16 protein-coding genes are annotated in these 22,779 nt (G+C 64.7%); 6 read left to right on the forward strand and 10 right to left on the reverse strand.

Annotated features, from left to right (window positions below; translation table 11 throughout):
* Window positions 1-425: 425 nt before the first annotated feature.
* On the forward strand, window positions 426-3,014 hold the full coding sequence (gene hpnN / locus J4G43_RS17100; RefSeq protein ID WP_063984630.1) for a hopanoid transporter HpnN: 2,589 nt from the start codon (window positions 426-428) through the stop codon (window positions 3,012-3,014).
* Here the strand turns inward: hpnN and J4G43_RS17105 are convergent.
* Window positions 2,982-3,656 carry a DUF2147 domain-containing protein gene (locus J4G43_RS17105; RefSeq protein ID WP_208085716.1) on the reverse strand — a complete coding sequence of 225 codons (675 nt, stop codon included), beginning with the start codon at window positions 3,654-3,656 and terminating at the stop codon, window positions 2,982-2,984. The two genes, hpnN and J4G43_RS17105, sit on opposite strands and share 33 nt — an antisense overlap.
* 141 nt (window positions 3,657-3,797) lie before the next feature.
* Here J4G43_RS17105 and hpnO point away from each other — a divergent pair, with 141 nt between their 5' ends.
* Window positions 3,798-5,189 (forward strand): aminobacteriohopanetriol synthase HpnO, encoded by a 1,392-nt coding sequence (hpnO, locus tag J4G43_RS17110; RefSeq protein ID WP_166098762.1) that lies wholly within the window; start codon window positions 3,798-3,800, stop codon window positions 5,187-5,189.
* Between the two features lie 95 nt (window positions 5,190-5,284).
* Here the strand turns inward: hpnO and J4G43_RS17115 are convergent, their stop codons facing one another.
* The 6 genes from J4G43_RS17115 to J4G43_RS17140 all read right to left on the reverse strand — a co-directional run bounded on the left by J4G43_RS17115 (window position 5,285) and on the right by J4G43_RS17140 (window position 10,806).
* Entirely contained in the window at window positions 5,285-6,052 is a 768-nt protein-coding gene (locus tag J4G43_RS17115; RefSeq protein WP_063984628.1) for an anti-sigma factor family protein, read from the reverse strand.
* A complete protein-coding gene (locus tag J4G43_RS17120) occupies window positions 6,049-6,600 on the reverse strand; it encodes a sigma-70 family RNA polymerase sigma factor (protein ID WP_208085717.1) in 552 nt (183 codons plus the stop codon). Before J4G43_RS17120 ends, J4G43_RS17115 begins: the two co-directional genes overlap by 4 nt.
* Window positions 6,601-6,742: 142 nt before the next feature.
* Complete coding sequence (locus tag J4G43_RS17125) at window positions 6,743-7,066, reverse strand: cupredoxin domain-containing protein (RefSeq protein ID WP_028146964.1); 324 nt, start codon at window positions 7,064-7,066, stop codon at window positions 6,743-6,745.
* 24 nt (window positions 7,067-7,090) lie between these two features.
* A complete protein-coding gene (locus J4G43_RS17130; protein ID WP_208085718.1) occupies window positions 7,091-8,032 on the reverse strand; it encodes a metallophosphoesterase family protein in 942 nt (313 codons plus the stop codon).
* Between the two features lie 260 nt (window positions 8,033-8,292).
* Window positions 8,293-9,174: an alpha/beta fold hydrolase gene (locus tag J4G43_RS17135; protein ID WP_208085719.1), complete on the reverse strand. Its 882-nt coding sequence runs from the start codon at window positions 9,172-9,174 to the stop codon at window positions 8,293-8,295.
* A 12-nt stretch (window positions 9,175-9,186) separates the two neighbouring features.
* Window positions 9,187-10,806 carry a GMC family oxidoreductase gene (locus J4G43_RS17140; protein ID WP_208085720.1) on the reverse strand — a complete coding sequence of 540 codons (1,620 nt, stop codon included), beginning with the start codon at window positions 10,804-10,806 and terminating at the stop codon, window positions 9,187-9,189.
* A 211-nt stretch (window positions 10,807-11,017) separates the two neighbouring features.
* Here J4G43_RS17140 and J4G43_RS17145 point away from each other — a divergent pair, with 211 nt between their 5' ends.
* On the forward strand, window positions 11,018-12,190 hold the full coding sequence (locus J4G43_RS17145; RefSeq protein WP_085403878.1) for a M20 aminoacylase family protein: 1,173 nt from the start codon (window positions 11,018-11,020) through the stop codon (window positions 12,188-12,190).
* A gap of 71 nt (window positions 12,191-12,261) precedes the next feature.
* On the opposite strand, the gene J4G43_RS17150 is transcribed toward J4G43_RS17145, so the two are convergent.
* The 3 genes from J4G43_RS17150 to J4G43_RS17160 all read right to left on the reverse strand — a co-directional run bounded on the left by J4G43_RS17150 (window position 12,262) and on the right by J4G43_RS17160 (window position 16,665).
* Window positions 12,262-13,890 carry an inorganic phosphate transporter gene (locus J4G43_RS17150; RefSeq protein WP_071915688.1) on the reverse strand — a complete coding sequence of 543 codons (1,629 nt, stop codon included), beginning with the start codon at window positions 13,888-13,890 and terminating at the stop codon, window positions 12,262-12,264.
* Window positions 13,891-13,987: 97 nt separating this feature from the next.
* Window positions 13,988-15,430 carry a UdgX family uracil-DNA binding protein gene (locus J4G43_RS17155; RefSeq protein WP_208085721.1) on the reverse strand — a complete coding sequence of 481 codons (1,443 nt, stop codon included), beginning with the start codon at window positions 15,428-15,430 and terminating at the stop codon, window positions 13,988-13,990.
* Complete coding sequence (locus tag J4G43_RS17160; RefSeq protein WP_208085722.1) at window positions 15,430-16,665, reverse strand: putative DNA modification/repair radical SAM protein; 1,236 nt, start codon at window positions 16,663-16,665, stop codon at window positions 15,430-15,432. Before J4G43_RS17160 ends, J4G43_RS17155 begins: the two co-directional genes overlap by 1 nt.
* Before the next feature lie 163 nt (window positions 16,666-16,828).
* Between J4G43_RS17160 and J4G43_RS17165 the strand changes: the two genes are divergently transcribed.
* Genes J4G43_RS17165 through J4G43_RS17175 form a run of 3 tightly spaced genes read left to right on the forward strand, consistent with a single transcriptional unit; the run spans window position 16,829 to window position 22,471 of the window.
* Window positions 16,829-17,611 carry an ImuA family protein gene (locus tag J4G43_RS17165; protein ID WP_071915685.1) on the forward strand — a complete coding sequence of 261 codons (783 nt, stop codon included), beginning with the start codon at window positions 16,829-16,831 and terminating at the stop codon, window positions 17,609-17,611.
* On the forward strand, window positions 17,514-19,100 hold the full coding sequence (locus J4G43_RS17170; protein ID WP_208085723.1) for a Y-family DNA polymerase: 1,587 nt from the start codon (window positions 17,514-17,516) through the stop codon (window positions 19,098-19,100). Before J4G43_RS17165 ends, J4G43_RS17170 begins: the two co-directional genes overlap by 98 nt.
* Window positions 19,097-22,471 (forward strand): error-prone DNA polymerase, encoded by a 3,375-nt coding sequence (locus tag J4G43_RS17175; protein ID WP_208085724.1) that lies wholly within the window; start codon window positions 19,097-19,099, stop codon window positions 22,469-22,471. The genes J4G43_RS17170 and J4G43_RS17175 overlap by 4 nt, the downstream gene beginning before the upstream one ends.
* The last annotated feature ends 308 nt before the right edge of the window (window positions 22,472-22,779 follow it).

A 22,779-nucleotide genomic window follows, 5' to 3' on the forward strand; every position in this document is an offset into this window, starting at 1 on the left:
AAGTCCCCGGCGGCACTTCGATACTGCCCAATGAGTTGCAATAACCGCACCATTGGTTTCGCGCACGCGGTAACCGCCCACCCTACTTGGGCCCCGGCGCATGGAGGCACAGCACTTTGTGTCAAAAAATCGGCACAAAGGAAAGACCAGAATGAAACCCTGGTTCCGTTACCGTGCGCATCCGCGGTATTATAATAGGGCATGCGCTCTGAGCAAAATGGCGACATTTGCGCTCACCGCTTCGCCACTTTCCCGCCTCAAGTCACCGGCTATACCGACCGCCCCGCATGATTTTGCCACGGTCTGTCGCCGTTTACCTCGAACCTTCGTGCGGCGAGAACCACTCAAAACAGCAATAGGTTTCGCCGGGGAACTCCGATAAACAGCGGGCGTTTCCGGCAAGCTGTTAACCGCAGAAAGAAAAGATGCTGCAAAGCGTAGTCGTTGCCATCGTCAGGGCCTGCACCCGGTTTGCCTCCCTCGTCGTCGTTCTCGGGCTCCTGCTTTCGGTCGGGGCGGGCTATTACACGTCTAAGCATTTCGCCATCAACACCGACATCAATTCGCTGATTGCCCAGAATTTGGACTGGCGCCAGCGCGACCAGCAATTCGACCGTGCCTTCGACCGCGACGCGACAATTCTCGCGGTCGTCGAGGCCAGGACGCCGGAGATGGCGACCGCGGCAGCGGATGCGCTCTTCGCCAAGCTGAAGGACAACAAGACCGACTTCCAGTCGATGCAGCAGCTCGGCACCGGCGAGTTCTTTGAGAAGAACGGCTTGCTGTTCCTGCCGACCGAAGAGGTCGGCAAGATCACCAGCCAGTTCGAATCCGCAGCGCCCCTGGTCGAGATCATGGCCGGTGATCCCTCGATCCGCGGCCTGACCGGCGCGCTGGAGACGGGACTTGCCGGCGTCAAGCGCGGCCAGGTCAAGCTCGACAATACCGCGCGGCCCTTCAATCAGATCGCGCAAACGGTCGAGACCGTGCTCAACAAGGGCAAAGCGAGCTTCTCCTGGCGTGAGCTCGTCAGCGACGAGCCGCTGACGGATTCCGATAAGCGCGCCTTCATCGAGTTCAAGCCGATCCTGGACTACAACGCGCTGGAGCCCGGCAAGGGCGCCACCGACGCGATCCGCAAGGCGGCAGTTGATCTGGATTTTGCGAACAAGTACCAGGCACGAGTGCGACTGACCGGTCCGGTCCCGATCGCCAACGAGGAATACGCCACCGTCCAGGAAGGCGCCGTCGTCAACGGCGTCGGCACTGTGCTGGTCGTGCTGCTCATCCTGTGGATGGCGCTGCACTCGTCGAAGATCATTTTCGCGGTGTTCGTCAATCTCTTCGTCGGCCTTGCGCTGACGACCGCTGCCGGCCTGATGATGGTCGGCTCGTTCAATTTGCTGTCGATCGCGTTCGCCGTGCTGTTCGTGGGACTGGGCGTCGATTTTGGTATCCAGTACAGCGTCCGCTACCGCTCGGAGCGCTACAAGCACAACGATCTCTCCGGCGCGCTGGTGCTTGCCGCCAAGCGCTCCGCGGTGCCGCTGTCGCTGGCGGCAATGGCGACCGCCGCCGGCTTCCTCTGTTTCCTGCCCACCGATTACAAGGGCATCTCCGAGCTCGGCCAGATCGCCGGCGTCGGCATGCTGGTGGCGTTCCTCTCCAGCATCACCGTACTGCCCGCAATGCTGAAGCTGTTGAACCCGCCCGGTGAGCAGGAGCCCGTCGGTTATGCCTTCCTGGCGCCGCTCGATTACTTTCTGGAGAAGCACCGTGTGCTGGTCGTGGGCGGCACGTTGCTGCTGGCGCTCGCCGGCCTGCCGCTGCTCTACTTCCTGAAGTTCGACTTCAACCCGATGAACCTGCGCAACCCGAAGGCCGAGTCGATCGCGACCTTCCTCGATTTGCGCAAGGATCCGAACACCGGCGCCAACGCCATCAACGTGATGACCACGTCCGAGGAGCAGGCGAGGCAGGTCGAGGCGAAGCTGGAGAAGGTGCCGGAGGTGCTGCGCGTGATGTCGCTCGACAGCTTCGTGCCGACCGACCAGGCGCCAAAGCTGAAGCTGCTCGCGCAGGGCGCCAAGGTGCTCAACCCCGCGCTCAATCCTGACCAGGTCGACGCTGCGCCAACGGACAAGGAAAACGTCGAGGCGTTGAAATCCTCGGTCGACAATCTGCGCCGGACCGCCGGTGACACGAAGGGCCCGGGCGCCGTCGCCTCGCGCCGGCTGGCGGACGCGCTCGAAAAGCTCGCCAATGGCGACGAGGCCACGCGGAACAAGGCGCAGGACGTGTTCGTCACGCCGCTGAAGATCGCGTTCGGCCAGCTCAGGAACGCGATGCAGGCCGGGCCGGTCACCCTGGCCTCACTGCCCCCCGAGCTCGTCAGCGCCTGGAAGAGCAAGGACGGGATCATCCGCGTCGAGGCGCAGCCGAAGGGCGATCCCAACGACAACGACACGCTGCGCAAGTTTGCAGCCGCCGTGCTCGCTGCCGAGCCGACCGCGATCGGCGGGCCGGTCTCGATCCTGAAATCCGGTGACACCGTGGTGAAGGCGTTCATCCACGCCGGCATCTACGCGCTGCTGGTGATCGGCCTGTTGCTTTGGATCACGCTGCGGCGGTTCGTCGACGTGCTGATGACGCTCGTGCCGCTGCTGGTCGCCGGCGCGGTCACGCTCGAAATCTGCGTGTTGATCGGCCTGCCGCTCAACTTCGCCAACATCGTCGCGTTCCCACTGCTGCTCGGCGTCGGCGTCGCCTTCAAGATCTATTATGTCGTGGCTTGGCGCTCGGGCAGGACAAACCTGCTCCAGACCAGCCTGACGCGCGCGATCTTTTTCAGTGCGCTGACGACGGCGACCGCGTTCGGCAGCCTGTGGCTGTCGAGCCACCCCGGAACGTCCAGCATGGGCAAGCTGCTCGCACTCTCGCTGGTGACGACGCTTGCCGCAGTGCTGCTGTTCCAGCCAGCCCTAATGGGCAAACCCCGCAATCTCAGGGAGTAGGCAGATGTCGCCGACCGGGTCGGCGGCGTTCTTCTGACCGGGCTTGGCGGTGGTGGTGGCGGTCTTCGGGGCCGCGGGGGCAGGGGCCGGCGCAGTGGCGACGGTCGTGCCGCCTGTTGTGGTGCCGCCCGTGGTGCCGCCTGTGGTGCCTTGGGCTTTCGGCGCCGCGCCGGTGGGCTTCGGCGCACCCTTGGCCATGGCATTGGCGGTGCTCAAAGGAATCGGCGGGGCGACGCGGGTCCAGGTCTCGCCGCCGCAGAGGAAGCCCATCACGCAGCCCTTGATTTCGAGCTGGTCGGTGCCGACGGGCGTGATGGTTGCGCTGTAGAGCTGGCCGTCCTTGGCGTTGTAGACCTGCCCTTCCCACTGATCGACGCCGGGCTTCTTCTTCATGTCGATCAGGGTCGCCATGCCCAGCGTCGGCCTGGTCTTTTTCGATGCATCCGGATTGTATTCATCGCGGCCGCCGGGCTGTTTTTCCCAGGAAACCGCGCCCCACATGCTGCCATTGCATTGGGCGACACGAATGTTGGCGACGGCGTCGGCGACCCGCCAGTCGCCGGTGGGATCGGCGGCGAGCGCGGGTGTCAGGCAGGTGTAACCACCAGCCAGTATTAGTCCGGTGTAAAGGGCTAAACGCATGATAGTTCCTTGGCAGTGCAACATGGTTTAAAGCTGTGCTTGCGAAGATGGTCCGAAAAAGGGCAAAAGGCCGCACAGACCGTTTTCGGTAACGGTCCCTTTTCAGTTGACGAGCCGGCCCTCAAGCGAAGTATGTAGCGGATGCACAGCCCAAATCCAGACATGTCTCAGCTATTCGCGGACCGTCAGGCCCAGCGCAGCACCCTGCATAATCGGTATCTGAACGAACAGTTCGTTCGGGTTCTCAAGACCATCGGCTACGATGTCGGCTTCCAGAGGGGGCAGGGGCAGTATCTCTACGATCGCGAGGGGGCGCGCTATCTCGACCTGTTGTCCGGCTTTGGCGTGTTCGCGATCGGGCGCAATCACCCTGTCATGCGCGAGGCGCTCAAGAGCGTGCTCGATGCCGACCTGCCCAATCTGGTCCAGTTCGACGTCTCAGTGCTCGCCGGCGTGCTCGCCGAGCGGCTGCTAAAATACGTCCCCTATCTCGACAAGGCGTTCTTCGCCAATTCCGGCGCCGAATGCGTCGAAGCGGCGATCAAGTTCGCCCGCGGCGCCACAGGCCGTCCCGGCATCGTCTATTGCGCCCACGGCTATCATGGCCTGACCTACGGCGCGCTGTCGCTGACGGGTGATTCGAACTTCCGTACCGGCTTCGAGCCGCTGCTGCCCGGCTGCACCTCGATTCCGTTCAACGACCTCGCCGCGCTCGAAAAGGCGCTGGCCTCGCGCGAGGTCGCGGCCTTCGTCGTCGAGCCGATCCAGGGCAAGGGCGTCAACATGCCCACCGACGAGTTCCTGCCGGGTGCTGCCGCGCTCTGCAAGAAATACGGCACGCTGTTCGTCGCCGACGAGATCCAGACCGGTATGGGCCGCACCGGCCGCTTCCTGGCGGTCGAGCACTGGAACGTCGAGCCCGACATGGTGCTGCTGTCGAAGTCGCTGTCCGGCGGCCATGTGCCGGTCGGCGCCGTGCTGACGCGCAAGAGCATCTTCGACAAGATCTTCAACCAGATGGACCGCGCGGTGGTGCACGGCTCCACCTTCTCCAAGAACGATCTGGCGATGGCCGCGGGCATCGCGACGCTCGACGTCATGGAGTCCGAGAAGCTGATCGAGTCCGCCGCCAAGCGCGGCGCCGAGCTGCGCCTCGCGCTGACCCGCATGGTGCCCGGCTACGAGTTGATGAAGGAAGTGCGCGGCAAGGGCCTGATGATCGGCGTCGAGTTCGGCCCGCCGAAGTCGCTGCGGCTCCGGGCGTCCTGGAACGTGCTGGAAGCTGCCAACAAGGGCCTGTTCTGCCAGCTCATCACCGTGCCGCTGTTCAAGGACCACAAGATCCTCACGCAAGTCGCCGGTCACGGCAGCCACACCATCAAGCTGCTGCCGCCGCTCACCATTACCGAGGAAGATTGCGGCTGGATCGAGCGCGCCTTCGACGACGTCATCGCCGGCAGCCACAAGGTCCCCGGCGCGATCTGGTCGCTCGGCAAGACGCTGGTGGACAACGCGGTGCGGCGGTCGGCGTAAATTCGCCGATCTATCTCAGCGGTCGTCATTGCGAGCGAAGCGAAGCAATCCAGTATCCCTCTGCGGATGCGGGCTGGATTGCTTCGCTCCGCCAGCTACCCCTCTACATTCGCCTTCATCGCCGCCTCGAACTTGTCGACGAATTCGGCGAGCTCGTCGGCGCCGATATCGCTGACGGCCCAGAAGTTCAGGCCGCGATTGCCCCAGCGGCGGCAGTTGAAGCCCTGCATGGTCTCGGTCTTCGGCGCGCGATATTCCGCGTTCGATGTCTGCGACACGAACAAATTGATCACGTGCTGCCGGCGCTTGTAGACGACGGCGCCAATGGCGCGGGCGTCGATATAGTCGAGCCGGCCGCCGACCAGCGTGAAGCCTTGCGCGGTGAGATCGATCACGGGCGGGGCGACGTCGAGCTTGCCGTTGAACCACGGCTTCACGGTGTGCTGGTCTGTGGAGACCACGTCGATGAGATGGCCGGCCTGAAGCGAGCGCAGATGCGCGGAGACGACCTCCGACAGGATGCGCTGCTGGTCGTCCTGGCGCAGCACCACGGCGACGACGCCGGAGGCGGCGAGCGCGGAGACGGCAGAGCCCATCGCAAAGCCGCGCAGCACGGAGCGGCGGGTCGGTTGCCGGCGCTGCGGCTGTGGCAGCGAGGCTTCGATCCGGGCGCGCAGGCTAGCCGGCGCGGCATAGCGCAAATCGGTGTCGGCCAGCACGCGCTGCATCTCGCGTTGTGCGGCAAACTCCGCGGCGCAGTCCGGGCAACTGGCAATGTGGGCTTCGACCTCGCGCGCGTGGCCGGCATCGAGCTCGTTGTCGAGCAGCGCGTGAAGCAGGATTTTTGCTTCGTCGCAGGTCATCTCGAGTGCTCCTCTTCCGCCGTCCAGGCCGCGCGCAGCATGGCGCGGGCGCGGGCGAGGCGGGACATCACGGTGCCGACGGGGGCGCCGACGGCCTCGGCGATTTCACGATAGGACAGGTTGTTGATCTCCCGCAGCACGAATGTTTCCTTGAACGGTTCGGCGAGCGCGTCGATCAGCTTGCGGATGGCGCCGGCATCGCGGCTGCGCAGCACCTCGGTCTCGGGGCTCGCCTCGGTCTCCTGCCAGATCGGCGTCTGCTCGGCGGCACCGGGCGTATCCTCGATCGCGCTGTGCTGCCGGTGCGCGCGCCGCGCATATTCGGCGTTGCAGACGTTGCGCAGGATCGCGAACAGCCAGGGCTTCATCGCCGGCCCGCGATAGCTGTCAAAGTGCTTCAGCGCGCGCAGATAGCACTCCTGCACCGCGTCCTCGGCGTCGGAGGCATCGCGCAGCAGATAGCGCGCGAGCGTGTAGACGTCGTCGAGATAGGGCAGCGCGGCTTCGCGGAAGCGCTGCGCCTTCTGCAAATCGTCGTTGGCGGGCATCGCTCCTCGCTTTGCCTCTTGTTCTGCGCGTCGCGTTGTTTCGTCCCTGTTTGTTTCGTCCCCGTGTGTGACGGAAGGCACACGAGCCCGGCCGGCGTGGGACCACCGGCCGGGCAAGACGTTGATGCCTTGGTTTGAGACGTTACTCAACCTTGATCATCCCCGTCATGTGCGGGTGCAACGAACAAAAATATTTGTAGTCGCCCGCATTGGTGAAGGTGAACGAGAACTTGTCGTCGGTGTCCAGGGCCTTGGACCTGAACTTGCCGGCCGACACCACGGTGTGGGGGATGTCGTCCCGGTTGGTCCAGGTCACGGTGGTGCCGAGCTTGATCTTCAACTCGGCCGGCTGGAAAACGAAATTGTCGATATGCACTTCCATGTCGTCGGCACGGGCCGTCGTTGCGGGCAACAGGATGGCCGCGACCACGGCGACACCGAAGTCGCGGCGATTGAGTGTTTTCATTGTCAGCTTCCGTTCAGCCCTGGATCAACCCTGCAGTGGCGTGTCGATGATCGCGAGCCGCTGCTCGTTCTGCTTGAAGTTGATGCTGGCGACGCCGAGCATGCCGCGCAGCTTTGCGTCCTCGACCTTCATCGGTCCGGGCGAGGGCGCGGACCCCGGCGCCGGTTGCGGGAACGCAGTCGAGCGCGCGGTGTGGAAGGTGACGTTGCCCTCGACCTTCTGCATCACCTGATGGATATGGCCGTTCAGCACGGTGACGGAGCCGAAGCCTTTCACGTGTTCCAGCGCGCGGCCGCCGTCCTCGGTGCCCCAGCCCCATTCGGGATAGACCGTCCAGAGCGGGATGTGCGCGAACAGCACGATCGGTGTCGATTTCGACTTGCCGCGCAGGTCGTCCTCGAGCCAGGCGAGTTGCTCGGCGCCGAGATTACCGAGGCCGCCGGCCTTGAGGTCGACGACGTTGACGAGGCCGATGAAGTGCACGCCGCCGGCGTCGAACGAATACCAGCCCGCACCCTTGGTGCCGCGGCCGTAACGCTCGCGATAGAACTTCACCTCCTCGTCGAGGAAGTCATGCTCGCCCGGCACGTAGTGCACGTCGAGCTTGCTTTGCGAGATGATGCGGTCGGCATTGTCGAACTCGGCGGCCTTCGACAGATGCGTGATGTCGCCGGTGTGGATCATGAAGGAGGGTTTGGTCGGCATCGCGTTGATCTTGTTGACGGCTTCCTCCAGCGTGCCGAGCGCGTTGGGGTTCGCCGGCTTGTCGAAGCCGACATGGCTGTCGCTGATCTGGAGGAAGGTCATGCCGGGTGCGGCCGCGGTGGCGGCCTGCGCGGAATCGATGATGCCGAGCGAGCGCGGCACGCCGCCCGTGATGGTCCAGAGCACCCCGGTGCCGGCCCAGGTCATGCATTCCAGCACCTTGCGGCGGCTGACGCCGTCCCCGTGATCGTGTCCGCTCATCGCACGTCTCCACTTCGCCCGGAATTGGGCTTCGGGGAGTTGATTGGGGGAGGGGTGGACTTATTCCCGGATGCGATGACGTTTTCGTGAGGTGGGGGTCTCGTGTCCCGGACGCGATGCAACGCCAAAAGCGCGTTCACGCGCGTCTTCGACGCGCTATGGCGGTGCGCCGCAGAGCCGGGACCCACGCGGCTCGGGTTGTCTGGGCCCCGGCTCTGCGCAGCAGCGTTGCACGCTGCTGCGCGTCCGGGGCGCGAGACTTATTTCGCGAATTCCCGCACGGCGGCTACCACGCGTTCCGGCACTTCCTGCGCCACGCAGTGCCCGGCACCCTCGAAGACCATCGTGCTGACACGCGGAATCAGCGACACGGCGCGTCGCGCCATCTCCTTGTAGATCGGTCCCGACTTCTCGGCAGTGGTGACGCGCACCGGGCAGTCGATCTCGGTGAGCGAGACAAACGGATTGCCGCGGGCATCGCCGACATAGACCTGCTCCATCGCCTCGTAGATCGGACGCAGGATTGCGAATTCGATCTCGGGCGTGCAGCTAAGCCGAACCCGGCCATTCTCCAGCGGCACGAAGCCGTGGCGCACATAGGCCCGGAGCGACGTCTCGGTCCAATCGGCAAACGCCGGCGCTGTGCGGTAGCGCTCGAACACGGTGTCGGCACTGTCGAATTCGGCCCGCCGGCGCAGCGTGCCCTGGACGCGGGTGAGCGAGTCTTCGCTCAAGCCTCCGGGCCGCGCTGCGCGCGGGTCCATCACGGTCGGCTCCATCACGAACAGGCGCGTGAAGCGTCCTGGCCGAAGTTTCGTCGCGAGCAGGAGATCGGTCGCGCCGGCGCTGTGGCCGATGCCGTAGACGTTGCGCAGATCGAGTGCATCGATCACCCGGCAGACGTCCTCGGCATAGTCAAGGAAATGATAGGCATCGGGCTTGTGGCTCGCGCCGTGGCCGCGGCGGTCGAGCGCATAGACAGTGTAGGTCGATGCAAGCTCGCGCGCGACCTCGTCCCAGACGTCGGCGACGAAACCGGTGCCGTGCACGAGCAGGGCGGGCGGCTTCCCGCTCTCGCCCCATTGCAGCATGGCGATCTGCGCATCAGTGGGGCCGATGGAGAAGCGATGTGGATTGATCATGGGGACAGGATGCTACTTCGCATCCTCCAAAATCATCGTCGCGCCCTTCTCGGCGATCATCGCGGTCGGCGTGTTGGTATTGCCTGACGTTATCGTCGGCATGATCGACGCGTCGATAATGCGCAGACCGCTCAGGCCGTAGAAACGCAGCCGCTCGTCCACCACCGCCATCGGATCATTCGCCGCGCCCATCTTCGCGGTGCCGACGGGATGGAAGATGGTGGTGCCGATGTCGCCGGCGGCCTTGGCGAGCGAGGCATCGTCGTCGCCGACGGTGGGGCCGGGCAGATATTCGCTCGGGCGATATTTGGCGAGCGCCTTCTGCTGCATCAGTCGCCGCGTGGTGCGGATGGCGTCGGCGCCGACCTGGCGGTCGTCGTCGGTCGACAGATAGTTCGGCGCGATGATCGGCTTCTCGTCCGGGCTCGCCGAGCGCAGCCGCACCGTGCCGCGCGAGGTCGGCTGCAGATTGCAGGCGCTCACCGTGATCGCGGGGAAGCGGTGCAGGGGATCGCCGAACTTGTCGAGCGACAGCGGCTGCACGTGGAACTGGATGTTGGCGCGGGCGCGCGTCGCATCGGAGCGCGTGAAGATGCCGAGCTGCGACGGCGCCATGGTCAGCGGGCCGCGGCGGCGGAAGGCGTAGTCGAGCCCCATCAGGCCACGGCGGAACAAATTGTAGTAGGTCTCGTTCAGCGTGCGCACACCCTCGACCTTGTAGATCGCGCGCTGCTGGAGATGGTCTTGAAGGTTGCGGCCGACGCCGGGCTTGTCCATCACGATGTCGATGCCGAGCGGCGACAGCCAGTCGGCAGGCCCGATGCCGGAGCGATGCAGCACCTGCACCGAGCCGATCGAGCCCGCCGAAAGGATCACTTCGCGCTTGGCGCGCGCCTCGATAACCTCGCCATTCTGGATGAAGCGCACGCCGACGGCGCGGCCCTGCTCGATGATGAGACGGTCGACCAGCACGTTCTTCTCGAGCCGCAGATTTTGGCGGTTCAGCGCCGGCTTGAGGAAGCCGCGCGCCGACGACCAGCGCCGGCCGCGCTTCTGGTTGACGTGGAAATAGCTGGTGCCTTCGTTGTCGCCGGTGTTGAAATCCGGAATGCGCTTGATGCCCATCTCCTCGGCGGCGTCACCGACGGCGTCGAGAACGGCCCATGACAGCCGCGGCGCCTCGATGCGCCAGCCGCCGCCGGCGCCGTGATGCTCGCTCGCGCCGAGGAAGTGATCTTCGAGTTTCTTGAACAGCGGCAGCACGTCGTCATAGCCCCAGCCGGTCATGCCGAGCTGGCGCCAGTGGTCGTAATCGGCGGCCTGTCCGCGCATCGAGATCATGGCGTTGATCGCCGAAGAGCCGCCGATCACCTTGCCGCGGGGATAGGCCAGCGAGCGGCCGTTCAGGCCCGGCTCCGCCTCGGTCTTGAACATCCAGTCCGAGCGCGGATTGCCGATCGCGAAGAGATAGCCGACCGGAATGTGGAACCAGATCCAGTTGTCGTCGCCGCCGGCTTCGAGAATGAGGACGCGATTCCCCGATGCGGCCGAGAGGCGGTTGGCGATGATACAGCCGGCGGTGCCGGCTCCGACGACAATGTAGTCAAACTCACCTTCGAGGCGCCTCGGCATTCTGCTTCCACCCAAACAGGCGTCATGCCCGGGCTCGTCCCGGGCATCCACGCGCTTTCCGTCCTAATAGTCAGACGTGGATGGCCAAGACAAGCTGGTGACAAGCCCGGCCATGACGAGAGCACAGGGGGCCCTCGATCCACGGGAGTTAGGTGGACTGGTGCTTGCATGGTAGACAGTCCTGTATTCCCAACAAGGCTTGAGACCCTCCATGCCCATCGTGAACCGCGTCGCCGACCTCCAACCCGATATTCAGGCCTGGCGCCGGGACATCCACCAGCATCCGGAGCTGCTGTACGACGTCCACCGCACCGCAGCATTCGTTGCGGACCGGCTGCGCGAGTTCGGCTGCGACGAGGTTGTGACCGGCCTCGGGCAGACCGGCGTGGTCGGCGTGATCAAGGGCAGCAAGCCGGCCGGCGACGGGCTCAAGGTGATCGGCATGCGCGCCGACATGGACGCGCTGCCCGTCGACGAGCAGACCAACCTGCCTTACGCCTCCAAGACTCCGGGCAAGATGCACGCCTGTGGCCATGACGGCCACACCGCGATGCTGCTCGGTGCGGCCCGCTACCTCGCCGAGACCCGCAACTTCGCCGGTGATGCTGTCGTGATCTTCCAGCCGGCCGAGGAGGGCGGCGCCGGCGGCGCGGCCATGGTCAAGGACGGCCTGATGGAGCGCTTCGGCATCGAGCAGGTCTACGGCATGCACAACGGCCCGGGCATTCCGATCGGCTCGTTCGCGATCCGGCCGGGTCCGATCATGGCGGCGACCGACGAAGTCGACATCATGATCGAGGGGCTCGGCGGCCATGCCGCGCGTCCGCACAAATGCGTCGATTCCGTGCTGGTCGGCGCGCAGGTGATCACCGCGCTGCAGTCGATCGTCGCCCGCAGCGTCGATCCCCTGGAATCGGCCGTGATCTCGATCTGCGAATTCCACGCCGGCAATGCCCGCAACGTCATTCCGCAGACTGCGACGTTGAGGGGCACCATCCGCACGTTGTCGCCGGAGGTGCGCAAGCTGGTCGAGAAGCGCGTGCACGAAGTGGTGGCGGGCGTGGCGCAGATCACCGGTGCCAAGATCGACCTGCACTACAAGCGCAACTACCCTGTCGTGAACAACCACGCCGCGGAGACCGAGGTGGCGCGGCGCATCGCCAGGAACGTTGCCGGCGAGGCCAATGTGCACGAGATGCCGCCGCTGATGGGCGGCGAGGATTTCGCCTACATGCTGGAAGCGCGGCCCGGCGCCTTCATCTTCTGCGGCAACGGCGACAGCGCCGGCCTGCATCACCCCGCCTACAATTTCAACGACGAGGCGATCGTGTTCGGCACGTCCTATTGGGTCAAGCTGGTCGAGGAGTCGCTCGCGGCGTCTTAACGCCGAACCGAAGCACAAACGAAAAGGGCCCGTGCATCGCACGGGCCCTTTGTCTTTGCGGAATGATCGGCTCAGAAGATCCGCGAGAAGATCACATACAGTGTGGCCGACAGCGCGATCGCGCAGGGCAGCGTCAGCACCCAGGCCATCAGCAGGTTGCGGATGGTCGCCATCTGCAGGCCCGAGCCGTTCGCGGCCATGGTGCCGGCGACACCCGACGACAGCACGTGGGTGGTCGAGACCGGCAGGCCGAACACGTCGGCGGCGCCGATCGTGGCGGCGGCGACCAGCTCGGCGGAGGCGCCCTGTGCGTAGGTGAGATGGGTCTTGCCGATCTTCTCACCGACGGTGACGACGATGCGCTTCCAGCCGACCATGGTGCCGAGGCCGAGCGCGATGGCGACGGCGACCTTCACCCAGGTCGGGATGAACTTGGTGGCGCTATCGAGGCCGCCCTTGTAGGCGTTCAAGGTCGCGACCTCTTCCTTGTTGAGGTCGTTTTCCTTGTCCTTCATCAGGAAGCGGATCGCTTCCGAGGTCAGGTACATGTCGTTACGGGTGTTGCCGACCACTTCCGCCGGTACCTTGTTGAGCGAGCCGTACTTCGCGACTTGGTCGCCGACATCCTTCACCAGCACCGACAGCGAGGGGTAGGTGCCTTCGCTGATGTGGTGCGAGGTGATGTACTGCGTCACCGCAGGACGGGGATCGCCGATGATCGAGTGACCGGCGCCCTTGGCCGCGATCACCTTGGAGGCTGCGTCCGAGACCTTCTGGAACTGGGCGACCTGGCTCTCCGGCAGCGCGCGGTTGAGCGCGTAAGCGGTCGGCACGGTGCCGATCAGGATCAGCATGATCAGGCCCATGCCCTTCTGGCCGTCGTTCGAGCCGTGGGCGAAGCTGACGCCGGTGCAGGTTGCGATCAGCAGGCCGCGGATCCAGAGCGGCGGCGCCTTGTTGCCTTCGGGCGCGGCATAGAGCGCAGGGTTGCGCACGATGAACTTGAGCAGCAGCAGCAGCACGGCGGCGCAGATGAAACCGAACAGCGGCGACAGCAGCAGCGCGTAGCCGATCTCGGTGGCCTTGCTCCAGTCGACGCCCGAGGTGCCGTCGCGGCCGCGCATGACGGCATTGGCGATGCCGACGCCGATGATCGAGCCGATCAGCGTGTGCGAGGAGGAGGCGGGCAGGCCGAAATACCAGGTACCGAGGTTCCAGATGATCGCGGCGATCAAGAGTGCGAACACCATGGCGAAGCCGGCGCTGGAGCCGACCTGGAGGATCAGCTCGACCGGCAGCAGCGAGACGATGCCGAACGCGACCGCGCCGGAGGACAGCAGCACGCCGAGGAAGTTGAAGAAGCCCGACCACATCACCGCGAATTCAGCCGGCAGCGAATGGGTGTAGATCACGGTCGCCACCGCGTTGGCGGTGTCGTGGAAGCCGTTGACGAATTCGAAGCCGAGCGCGATCAGCAGCGCGACGAACAAGAGGATGTAGGGCAGGAAGGTCGTCACCTTCGTGCCGGTCGCGTTGACGTCGACATAGATGCTGTAGGCAACGAACAGCAGGCCTGCGGCAAGGATGCCGAAGAACAGGATCATCGTGAGCGGGTTAAAACCCTTGTCGAGATTGGGCCTGGATGCCGGCTGGACAGGCGTCGGATCGCCTACCGCACGGTCGAATGCAACATCTGTCATTTTTGGACGCCCCTTAACTGATTAGAAGGGCTATTGTCCGCGATGGATTTGAAAGCTGGATGACAGCTGCGTCCAAAAGTCGCTTTCCCACCTGTATTTAGGCGGCGCGCGGGGCTTTCTTCTGCAAACCGGCGGCAATCTTCAGGTCTTCGACAAAGCGCTGATATTCCAGCACTTTGGCTTCCGGATCGGGCAGTCGCAGCAGATAGGACGGGTGCACTGTCACCAGCGCCTTGCGCCCGTCGGGCAGGTCTATGAGCCGGCCACGGGTCTTGCCGATCGGGGTGATCTTGCCGAACACGCTCTGCGCGGCGGTGGCGCCCATTGCCACGATGAGCTCGGGCTGGATTACCGAAACTTCCCGCTCGTACCATTGCCGGCACGCCCGGATCTCCGGCGTCGCCGGCTTCTGGTGCAGACGGATCTTTCCGCGCGGCACGAATTTGAAGTGCTTGACCGCGTTGGTGACGTAGACCTTGTTGCGGTCGACGCCGGCTTCCTGAAGCGCACGGTCGAGCATCTGGCCGGCCGGGCCGACGAAGGGGTGGCCGGCGAGGTCTTCCTTGTCGCCGGGCTGCTCGCCGACCAGCATGATGGTCGCGTCTTTCGGGCCCTCGCCGAACACGGTCTGCGTCGCGTCCTTGTAGAGCGGGCAGGCGCGGCAATGCGCGGCCTCCTCGCGGAGCGCTTCGAGATCGTCGGCAGCCAGCTTGCGTGGCATCGGAGCCTCCGGCCGCTTCTGGGGCTTGTGCGGATCGGTTGCGGCATTGGCGATCATGGCGCCGGTCATGCGCTCGGCGTCCTCGATCAAGGGCTTAATGATCGACGCCTCGGGCAGGTTCCTCCAGTATTTCTTCGGCATCTCCGTCTGCATTGCCTTCACCTTCAGCCGCGCCGGATTGAAGATGCTGGCGTAGTAGCGCCGCCAGGTTTCCTCCAACCGGTCTTCGCCGGGTGCTTCGTTCTTGCTCACGCCCGACGTGAACGAGAGCGCGTGGCCGTCCCAATGCGCACACAGATCGGGTGTCAGGATCGACCAGGGCATGTCGGCGAAGCGCTTGGCAAAGAACGGCGCGGCAAGCTCGACGATGTGATGCTCCGGCTCGAACCAGGCGACGTAATGCGCCGCGCGCTCGCGTCCGATCTCGCGGAAGCGCACGAAGGCATGCATCTTGTGCTCGTCGCGATGGACTGCTCTTGCCATGGCGGTGACTTGCGCGACATCGGGATCGGTCGCGACCTCGATGAGATCGTGATTGTCTTTCAAGCGCCAGAGCAGGCGATAGAGGATCGCAAAGCGCTCGCCGTCGCGATGCAGGATCGCGGCCTTGGCGAGCTCGACGAATTTTGCCGAGACGTTGAAGGTGCCGTCGTTCACCTCAAATATCGGAGACGGCGCGGGCGGTGCGAACAGCTCGGCTTCGCCGCCTTGTACGGTCCAGGTGGCATCGGTTGGCGGCACATGATGCAGCACGAGCGACCGCGCGGCTTTGCGCCAGCCGTCGAAATCGGTTTCGGTGTCGAGGGTGATGTACTGCATCAGAAGCCAAACCCCAATTGTGTTGCCTTCGGCTTGAACCGTTCGATCAGCCGCGCCTCGTCGAGGCGGTGCGGCGCGGGGCGGTGATCGCTGAGGACGATGAAAGGCAGCGCCTTGTTGCGAGGCACGTGCAGCCGCGCGAGATCGGAGAGGCGGATCGTGGTGGTGCGCCGCGTCGCGATGATGCGTTCGACCGCCTTGGTGCCGAAGCCGGGCACGCGCAACAGCTCCTCGCGGCTGGCGCGGTTGACGTCGAGCGGGAAGCGGTCGCGATGGCGCAGCGCCCAGGCGAGCTTCGGATCGATGTCGAGCGGCAGCATCGCGCTGTCGTCAACGATCTCCGCAACGTCGAAACCGTAGAACCGCATCAGCCAGTCGGCCTGGTAGAGCCGGTGCTCGCGCAGCAGCGGCGGCTGTACCAGAGGCAAAGCGCGGCTGGCATCGGGGATCGGGCTGAAGGCGGAGTAATAGACGCGCCGCAGCCTGTAGGAGCCATAGAGATTGGCACTGGTGTGCAGGATGGTGTGATCAGAGGCCGTGTCGGCGCCGACGATCATCTGTGTGCTCTGTCCGGCGGGCGCGAAGCGCTGCGGCCTCGCCTTCGTCTTTGTGCTGCGGTTTTCCTCGGCCTCGTCGAGCTTCAGCCGCAGCCGGCCCATGGTGCGGCGGATCGCGCGCACATCCTTTTCCGGTGCGTATTGCTGCAGGCTCGTCTCCTCAGGCATCTCGATGTTGATGGAGAGACGGTCGGCATATTTGCCGGCTTCCGCGATCAGCGCATCGTCGGCCTCGGGAATGGTCTTGAGATGGATGTAGCCGCGGAAGTGATGCTCCTCGCGCAGTTTGCGCGCGACGCTGACCACCTGCTCCATGGTGTAGTCGGGGCTGCGGATGATGCCGGAGGAGAGAAACAGGCCCTCGATGTAATTGCGCCGGTAGAAGTCGAGCGTGAGCTTGACCACCTCGTCGATGGTGAAGCGGGCACGCGGCACGTTGGAGGAGGCGCGGTTGACGCAATAAAGGCAGTCGTAGTTGCAGGCGTTGGTCAGGAGCACTTTGAGCAGCGAGATGCAGCGTCCGTCCGGCGCGTAGGAATGGCAGATGCCCATGCCCGGCGCGGTCGAGCCCATGCCCTTGCCATCGCTGGAATCCCGCTTCTCGGTGCCGCTGGAGGCGCACGACGCGTCGTATTTGGCGGCATCAGCCAGAATCTCCAGCTTGCGTTGTACGTCCATCGTGGAATCCCTTTGATTCAGCTTACGAATCCGGATGAGCACCAATTCGATTGACTCCCCGGCCGCTGTTAGCTTTATATTAGAACATATCATGAACAAATGAGCCAGCCGCAGGTTCTTATTTTTGAGAACCTCGGCAATCACCTCTGAAGGAGCGGCGTATATGAGCGGCGCACGGATGAACGCGCTTGCGACCTTGCGCGGCCAGATCGAGCGCATCGAGACGGCGGAGGTCGTGCATCAGCACGATCGCGTCGCGCTCGGCCACGGCGAGGTCGACAGCGCGCTGAAGGGCGGGCTCGCGCGCGCGGTGATCCACGAGGTGTTTTGCGAGGGTCGGCAGGGAACCGCCGCGACGGGTTTTGTCATGGGGCTTGCGGGGCGTGTCTCGCGGCGCCGGCCGCTGCTGTGGGTGCGGCAGGATTTTTCGGAACTCGAGACCGGCGCGCTGTCGATGAGCGGGCTTGCCGAGATCGGTCTCGATCCGCGCCGCGTGGTGATGGTGCGCGCCGCCGATGTCGAGAGCGCGTTGCGGACCTCGGCCGATGCGCTCGCCTGCGACGCACTCGGCGCCGTCGTGCTCGAGCTCTGGGGTGAGACGCGGCAGTTCGATCTCGTGGCGAGCCGCAAGCTGACGCTGGCCGCGCAATCGTCCGGCGTCACCGGCCTGATGTTGCGGATGGCCGCGCAGCCGCTGCCCTCGACCGCGGAGACGCGATGGATGCTGCGCGCGGCGCATTCGCCGCCGGGCCCGGCATGGAGTGCCTGGGGCGCGCCGCGCTTCGATGCGGAGCTCTTGCGCAATCGTCATGGCCCGTGCGGCCGGTGGATCATGGAATGGAAATGTGATGAGTGCCAGTTCTCTGAACCGTCGACGTATCCTCAGCCTGTGGCTGCCGCGCCTGCCCATCGATCGGATTCAGCGGTTCTTCGGCGCGCTGGGTAAGACCAATGATCCGAGCATCGTTGTCATCAAGGACAACAATGCGCTGGTGATCCATGCGCTGGACGAAGCCGCCGAGCGCCTCGGCTTGTATATCGGCCAGCCCCTGGCCAATGCGCGGGCGATGTGTCCGGACTTGAAAGTGTTCGACGCCGATGTCGTGGCCGATGCGAAGACGCTCAGCGACGTCGCCGACTGGTGCGACCGCTTCACGCCGCTGGTGGCGCTCGATCCGCCGCACGGGCTGTTTCTGGACATCACCGGCTGCGCGCATCTGTTCGGCGGCGAGGCTGCGTTGTTGCAGACCTTCGTCCGCGCGCTCGCCCGTCAGGGTTTTGCCGTCAGCGCGGCGATCGCCGGCACCTCGGTCTGCGCGCGCACGCTGACGCGGCAGGCCTCCGGCACCATCGTCGCCGATGGCGGGGAGGCGGCGGCGATCAGCCGGCTGCCGGTATCCGCGCTCGGTGCGGGCGAGGCCATCACCACTGGTCTGCGCCGCGCCGGCTTGAAAACCATCGGCGATGTCGCCTCGCGCGAGCCGCATGAGATCACGGCGCGGTTCGGCGCGCGGTTCTCCACGCTGCTCGCGCATGCGCAGGGGCATGGCGATGCCCCGATCAATCCGCGCAAACCGCTGCCGGATTACATCGTGGAGAAGCGCTTCGCCGAACCGATCGCCACCGACACCATGATCGCGATGACGCTGTCGCGGCTCGCCGATACGCTGATCGCGTCCATGGAGAAGCAGGGCAAGGGCGCGCGGCGGCTGGAAGCCGCCTTCTTTCGTACCGACGGCGTGGTGCGCGCGATCATGGTCGAGACCGGGCGGCCTGTGACGCAAAGCAAAGTCATCGACCGGCTGTTCCGCGAGCGCCTCGATGCGCTCGCCGATCCGCTGGATCCCGGCTTCGGCTTTGACATGGTGCGGCTGTCGGCGAGCCGCACCGAGATCGTGGTGCAGGAGCAGCGCGATCTCGACGCCCATGTCCACGACAATGACGAGCTCGCCGCGCTGATCGACCGCATCGCCGCGCGCATCGGCGGAAAGCGCGTCGTCGTGCATTTGCCTGAGGATACCCATATCCCGGAATGTGCGGTGCTGGCCGCGCCTGCCCAGCACCATCTCGCCGTGGCCATGCAGGCCGAATGGCCGGCGCGCGCCGAGAGTGAGCCGCCGCTGCGCCCCCTGCGGCTGTTCGACAGACCGGAGCCGATCAAGGTGCCGTTCGCGACCGTGCCGGACGGCCCGCCGCATCAGTTCACCTGGCGGCGCGCGCTGCATGCGGTCGTGCGGGTGGAAGGGCCCGAGCGTATCGCGATGGAATGGTGGCGGCAGGACGGCAAGCAATTGACGCGGGATTATTTCCGTATCGAAGATGCCGAAGGCCTGCGCTTCTGGATCTTTCGCGACGGTCTTTACGAAGGAGAGGTGTTCGACGACGAAGGCAAACCCATTCCTCCCAACTGGTATGTGCACGGTCTCTTCGCATGACCACGCCCGCTTATGCCGAGATCGGCATCACCACCAATTTCTCCTTCCTGCGCGGCGGCTCGGATCCGCGCGCCTATGTGCATCAGGCGAGCATCCTCGGCATTCCCGTGATCGGCATTGCCGACCACAACACGCTCGCCGGCGTCGTGCGCGCCTACAAGGAGCTCGACAATGACAAGGTGCTGCACAAGCCGAAATTGCTGATCGGCGCGCGCATCGTCTTCATCGACGGCACGCCCGACATTTTTGTCTATCCGCGCGACCGCGCCGCCTATGGCCGGCTGTGCCAGCTCCTCACCAGGGGCAAGCGCGGCGACGACATCACGCGGATCGAGAAGGGCGAATGCCATCTCACTTTTGCCGACCTTCTCGAGTTTTCCGAGGGCCAGCTCCTGGTCCTGACGCTGCCGCATCGCTTCGAGCCCGCGCAGGCGCTGGATGTTCTCGCCAAGCTCAGGGCGAGCCGCGCCGAGGGCGTGTGGCTGGCGGCGAGCCTGGTCTATCGCGGCGACGACCGCCGCCGCCTGGCGCGGCTCGATGATCTCGCCGCCAAGGCAAACGTGCCGCTGCTCGCGACCAACGAGGTGCTCTATCACGATCCCGGCCGCCGTCCGCTTCAGGACGTGCTCACCTGCATCCGGGAAAAGACCACGATCGAGGCGGTCGGACGGAAGCTCGAAGCCAATGCCGAGCGCTTCCTGAAGACGCCACGCGAAATGTCGCGGCTGTTCCGAGATTTTCCCGAGGCGATCGCGGAGACCATGCGCTTTGCGGGCAAGATCGATTTCACGCTCGACCAGCTCAAATACCAGTATCCGGACGAACCGGTGCCGCGGGGCAAGACCGCGCAAGGACATCTGGAAGACCTGACCTGGGCGGGCGTCGACACATATTTCGGCGGCAACATCGACGACAAGCTGCGCGCGACCCTGATGAAAGAGCTCGCGCTAATCGCCGAGCTGAAATACGCGCACTACTTCCTCACCGTGCACGACATCGTACATTATGCGCGCAGCCAGAACATCCTGTGCCAGGGGCGGGGATCGGCGGCGAACTCAGCGGTCTGCTACGTGCTCGGCATCACCTCCGTTAATCCGACCAGCGTCGATCTCCTGTTCGAGCGCTTCATCTCCAAGGAGCGGCTGGAGCCGCCTGACATCGACGTCGATTTCGAGCATTCGCGGCGCGAGGAGGTGATGCAATATGTCTATCGCCGCTACGGCCGCCACCGCGCCGCGATCATCGCCACGATCATCCATTACCGCCCGCGCAGCGCCATCCGTGACGTCGGCAAGGCGCTGGGCCTGACCGAGGACGTCACCGCGGCGCTTGCCGACACCGTCTGGGGAAGCTGGGGCAAGGGCCTCAACGACATGCAGGTCAGGCAGGCCGGGCTCGATCCCAACAATCCCATGATCAACCTCGCGGTCGAGCTCGCGACCGAGCTGATCGAATTCCCGCGCCATCTCTCCCAGCATGTCGGGGGCTATGTGCTGACGCAGGACCGGCTCGACACCTATGTGCCGATCGGCAACGCCGCGATGGACGACCGCACCTTCATCGAGTGGGACAAGGACGACGTCGACGCGCTCAACATGATGAAGGTCGACGTGCTCGCGCTGGGCATGCTGACCTGCATCAGGAAGTGTTTTGATTTGATCGACCACCACAAGGGCAAGCGCTGGGTGCTGGCGAGTGTCCCTCAGGACGATCCCAAGGTTTACGACATGCTGTGTGCTGGGGAATCCCTCGGCGTGTTCCAGGTCGAGAGCCGCGCCCAGATGAACATGTTGCCGCGGTTGAAGCCGCGGACCTTCTACGACCTTGTCATCGAAGTCGCGATCGTGCGGCCCGGACCGATCCAGGGCGACATGGTGCATCCGTATCTGCGACGGCGGAACGGCCAGGAAAAGGTGAGTTATCCCTCGCCATCACCCGAACACGGTCCCGCGGACGAACTCTACAAGGTGCTGCACAAGACGAAAGGCGTGCCCTTGTTCCAGGAGCAAGCCATGCGCATCGCGATCGAGGCGGCAAAATTCACCTCCGAGGAGGCTAACGGCCTGCGTCGCTCGATGGCGACCTTCCGCAATGTCGGCACCATCGGCCAGTACGAGGAGAAGCTGATCGGCAACATGGTCGCGCGCGGCTACGATCCCAACTTCGCCAGAAGCTGCTTTGACCAGATCAAGGGCTTTGGCTCCTACGGTTTTCCAGAGAGCCATGCCGCGAGCTTTGCTCAGCTCGTCTACATCTCGTCATGGCTGAAATATCATCACCCCGATGCGTTCTGTTGCGGCCTGTTGAACTCGCAGCCCATGGGCTTTTACGCGCCGGCGCAGATCGTCGGCGACGCCCGCAAGAACGGCGTCGAGGTGCGCGACATCGACGTATCCCACAGCTTTGCGCAAAACACGCTGGAGAACACCGACGGCAAATACTGCGCCGTGCGCCTGGGCTTCCGTCAGATCGACGGCTTTCACTGGCTCGATCCCGATGAGGAGTTGCTCAAAGAGGCGCAGGCGAAACGGCAAGGCAAGGTATATGTCACTCAGAAAGACTGGGCCGACCTGATCATCGACGCCCGCAATAGCGGTCCCTTCACCTCGCTCGAAGACTTCGCCCGCGACACCGGTCTGCCCAAGCGTGCGCTGATCCTGCTCGCGGATGCCGACGCCTTCCGCTCGCTCGGCCTCGACCGCCGCGAGGCGCTGTGGCAGGTGCGGCGGCTGCCCGACGACGTGCCGCTGCCGCTGTTCGAGGCCGCGACCGCGCGCGAGCAGCCGGACGAGCACGCAAAACCATTGCCGGAGATGCCGCGGGCCGAGCAGGTGGTCGCGGACTACCAGACCATCCGGCTATCGCTGAAGGGCCATCCGATGGAATTTTTGCGCGAGATGTTCTCGCGCGAGCGTGTGGTGGCCTGCAGGGACATCAGCCATGAGAACGAGCGGCGCCGCGTCCGCTGCGCCGGCGTGGTGCTGGTGAGGCAGCGGCCGGGCAGCGCCAGCGGCGTCGTGTTCATGACGCTGGAGGACGAGACCGGCATCGCCAATGTCGTGGTGTGGCCCAAGATCATGGAGCAGTACCGCAAGGAGGTGATGGGCGCGCGCCTCATCCTGGTCGAGGGCTATATCCAGAGCAGCCCCGAAAAGGTGACGCATCTCATCGCCCAGCGCATGGTCGACCGCTCGCACGATCTGGTCGGCCTCGCCAACGACGCGCTGAGCCGCAAGCATCCGGTGCCGGCAGGCGCCGACCTGATCGAGCCCCTCAACGACGATCCCCGCGCCCACGCGGATATGCCGGCGCAAAAAATCCGCCACCCCCGCAACGTCCGCATCCTGCCGCCATCGCGGGATTTTCATTGAAGATGTGACGCAGAATGCCGCCACACCGTCATTGCGAGCGCAGCGAAGCAATCCAGACTGCCGCCCGTGGAAAGACTCTGGATTGCTTCGCTGCGCTCGCAATGACGAACTTGTTGAGCCGGGCCGTGTCACACTCTCGGTGTCATATCCCGCGACCCGGCTACGCCAAGGCTTCGCCGGGGCTGAGGTCCAGGGCCGCCGAAGCTTTAGCGTAGGCGGCAAGCGGGGTATCCAGTACGCTGCGGCTTCTCGGTTCTAGCCGCGCTGTCTCTGGAATACTGGATCGCCCGGTCAAGTCGGGCGATGAC

It is taken from the genome of Bradyrhizobium barranii subsp. barranii, from assembly GCF_017565645.3.
GTDB lineage: Bacteria > Pseudomonadota > Alphaproteobacteria > Rhizobiales > Xanthobacteraceae > Bradyrhizobium > Bradyrhizobium barranii.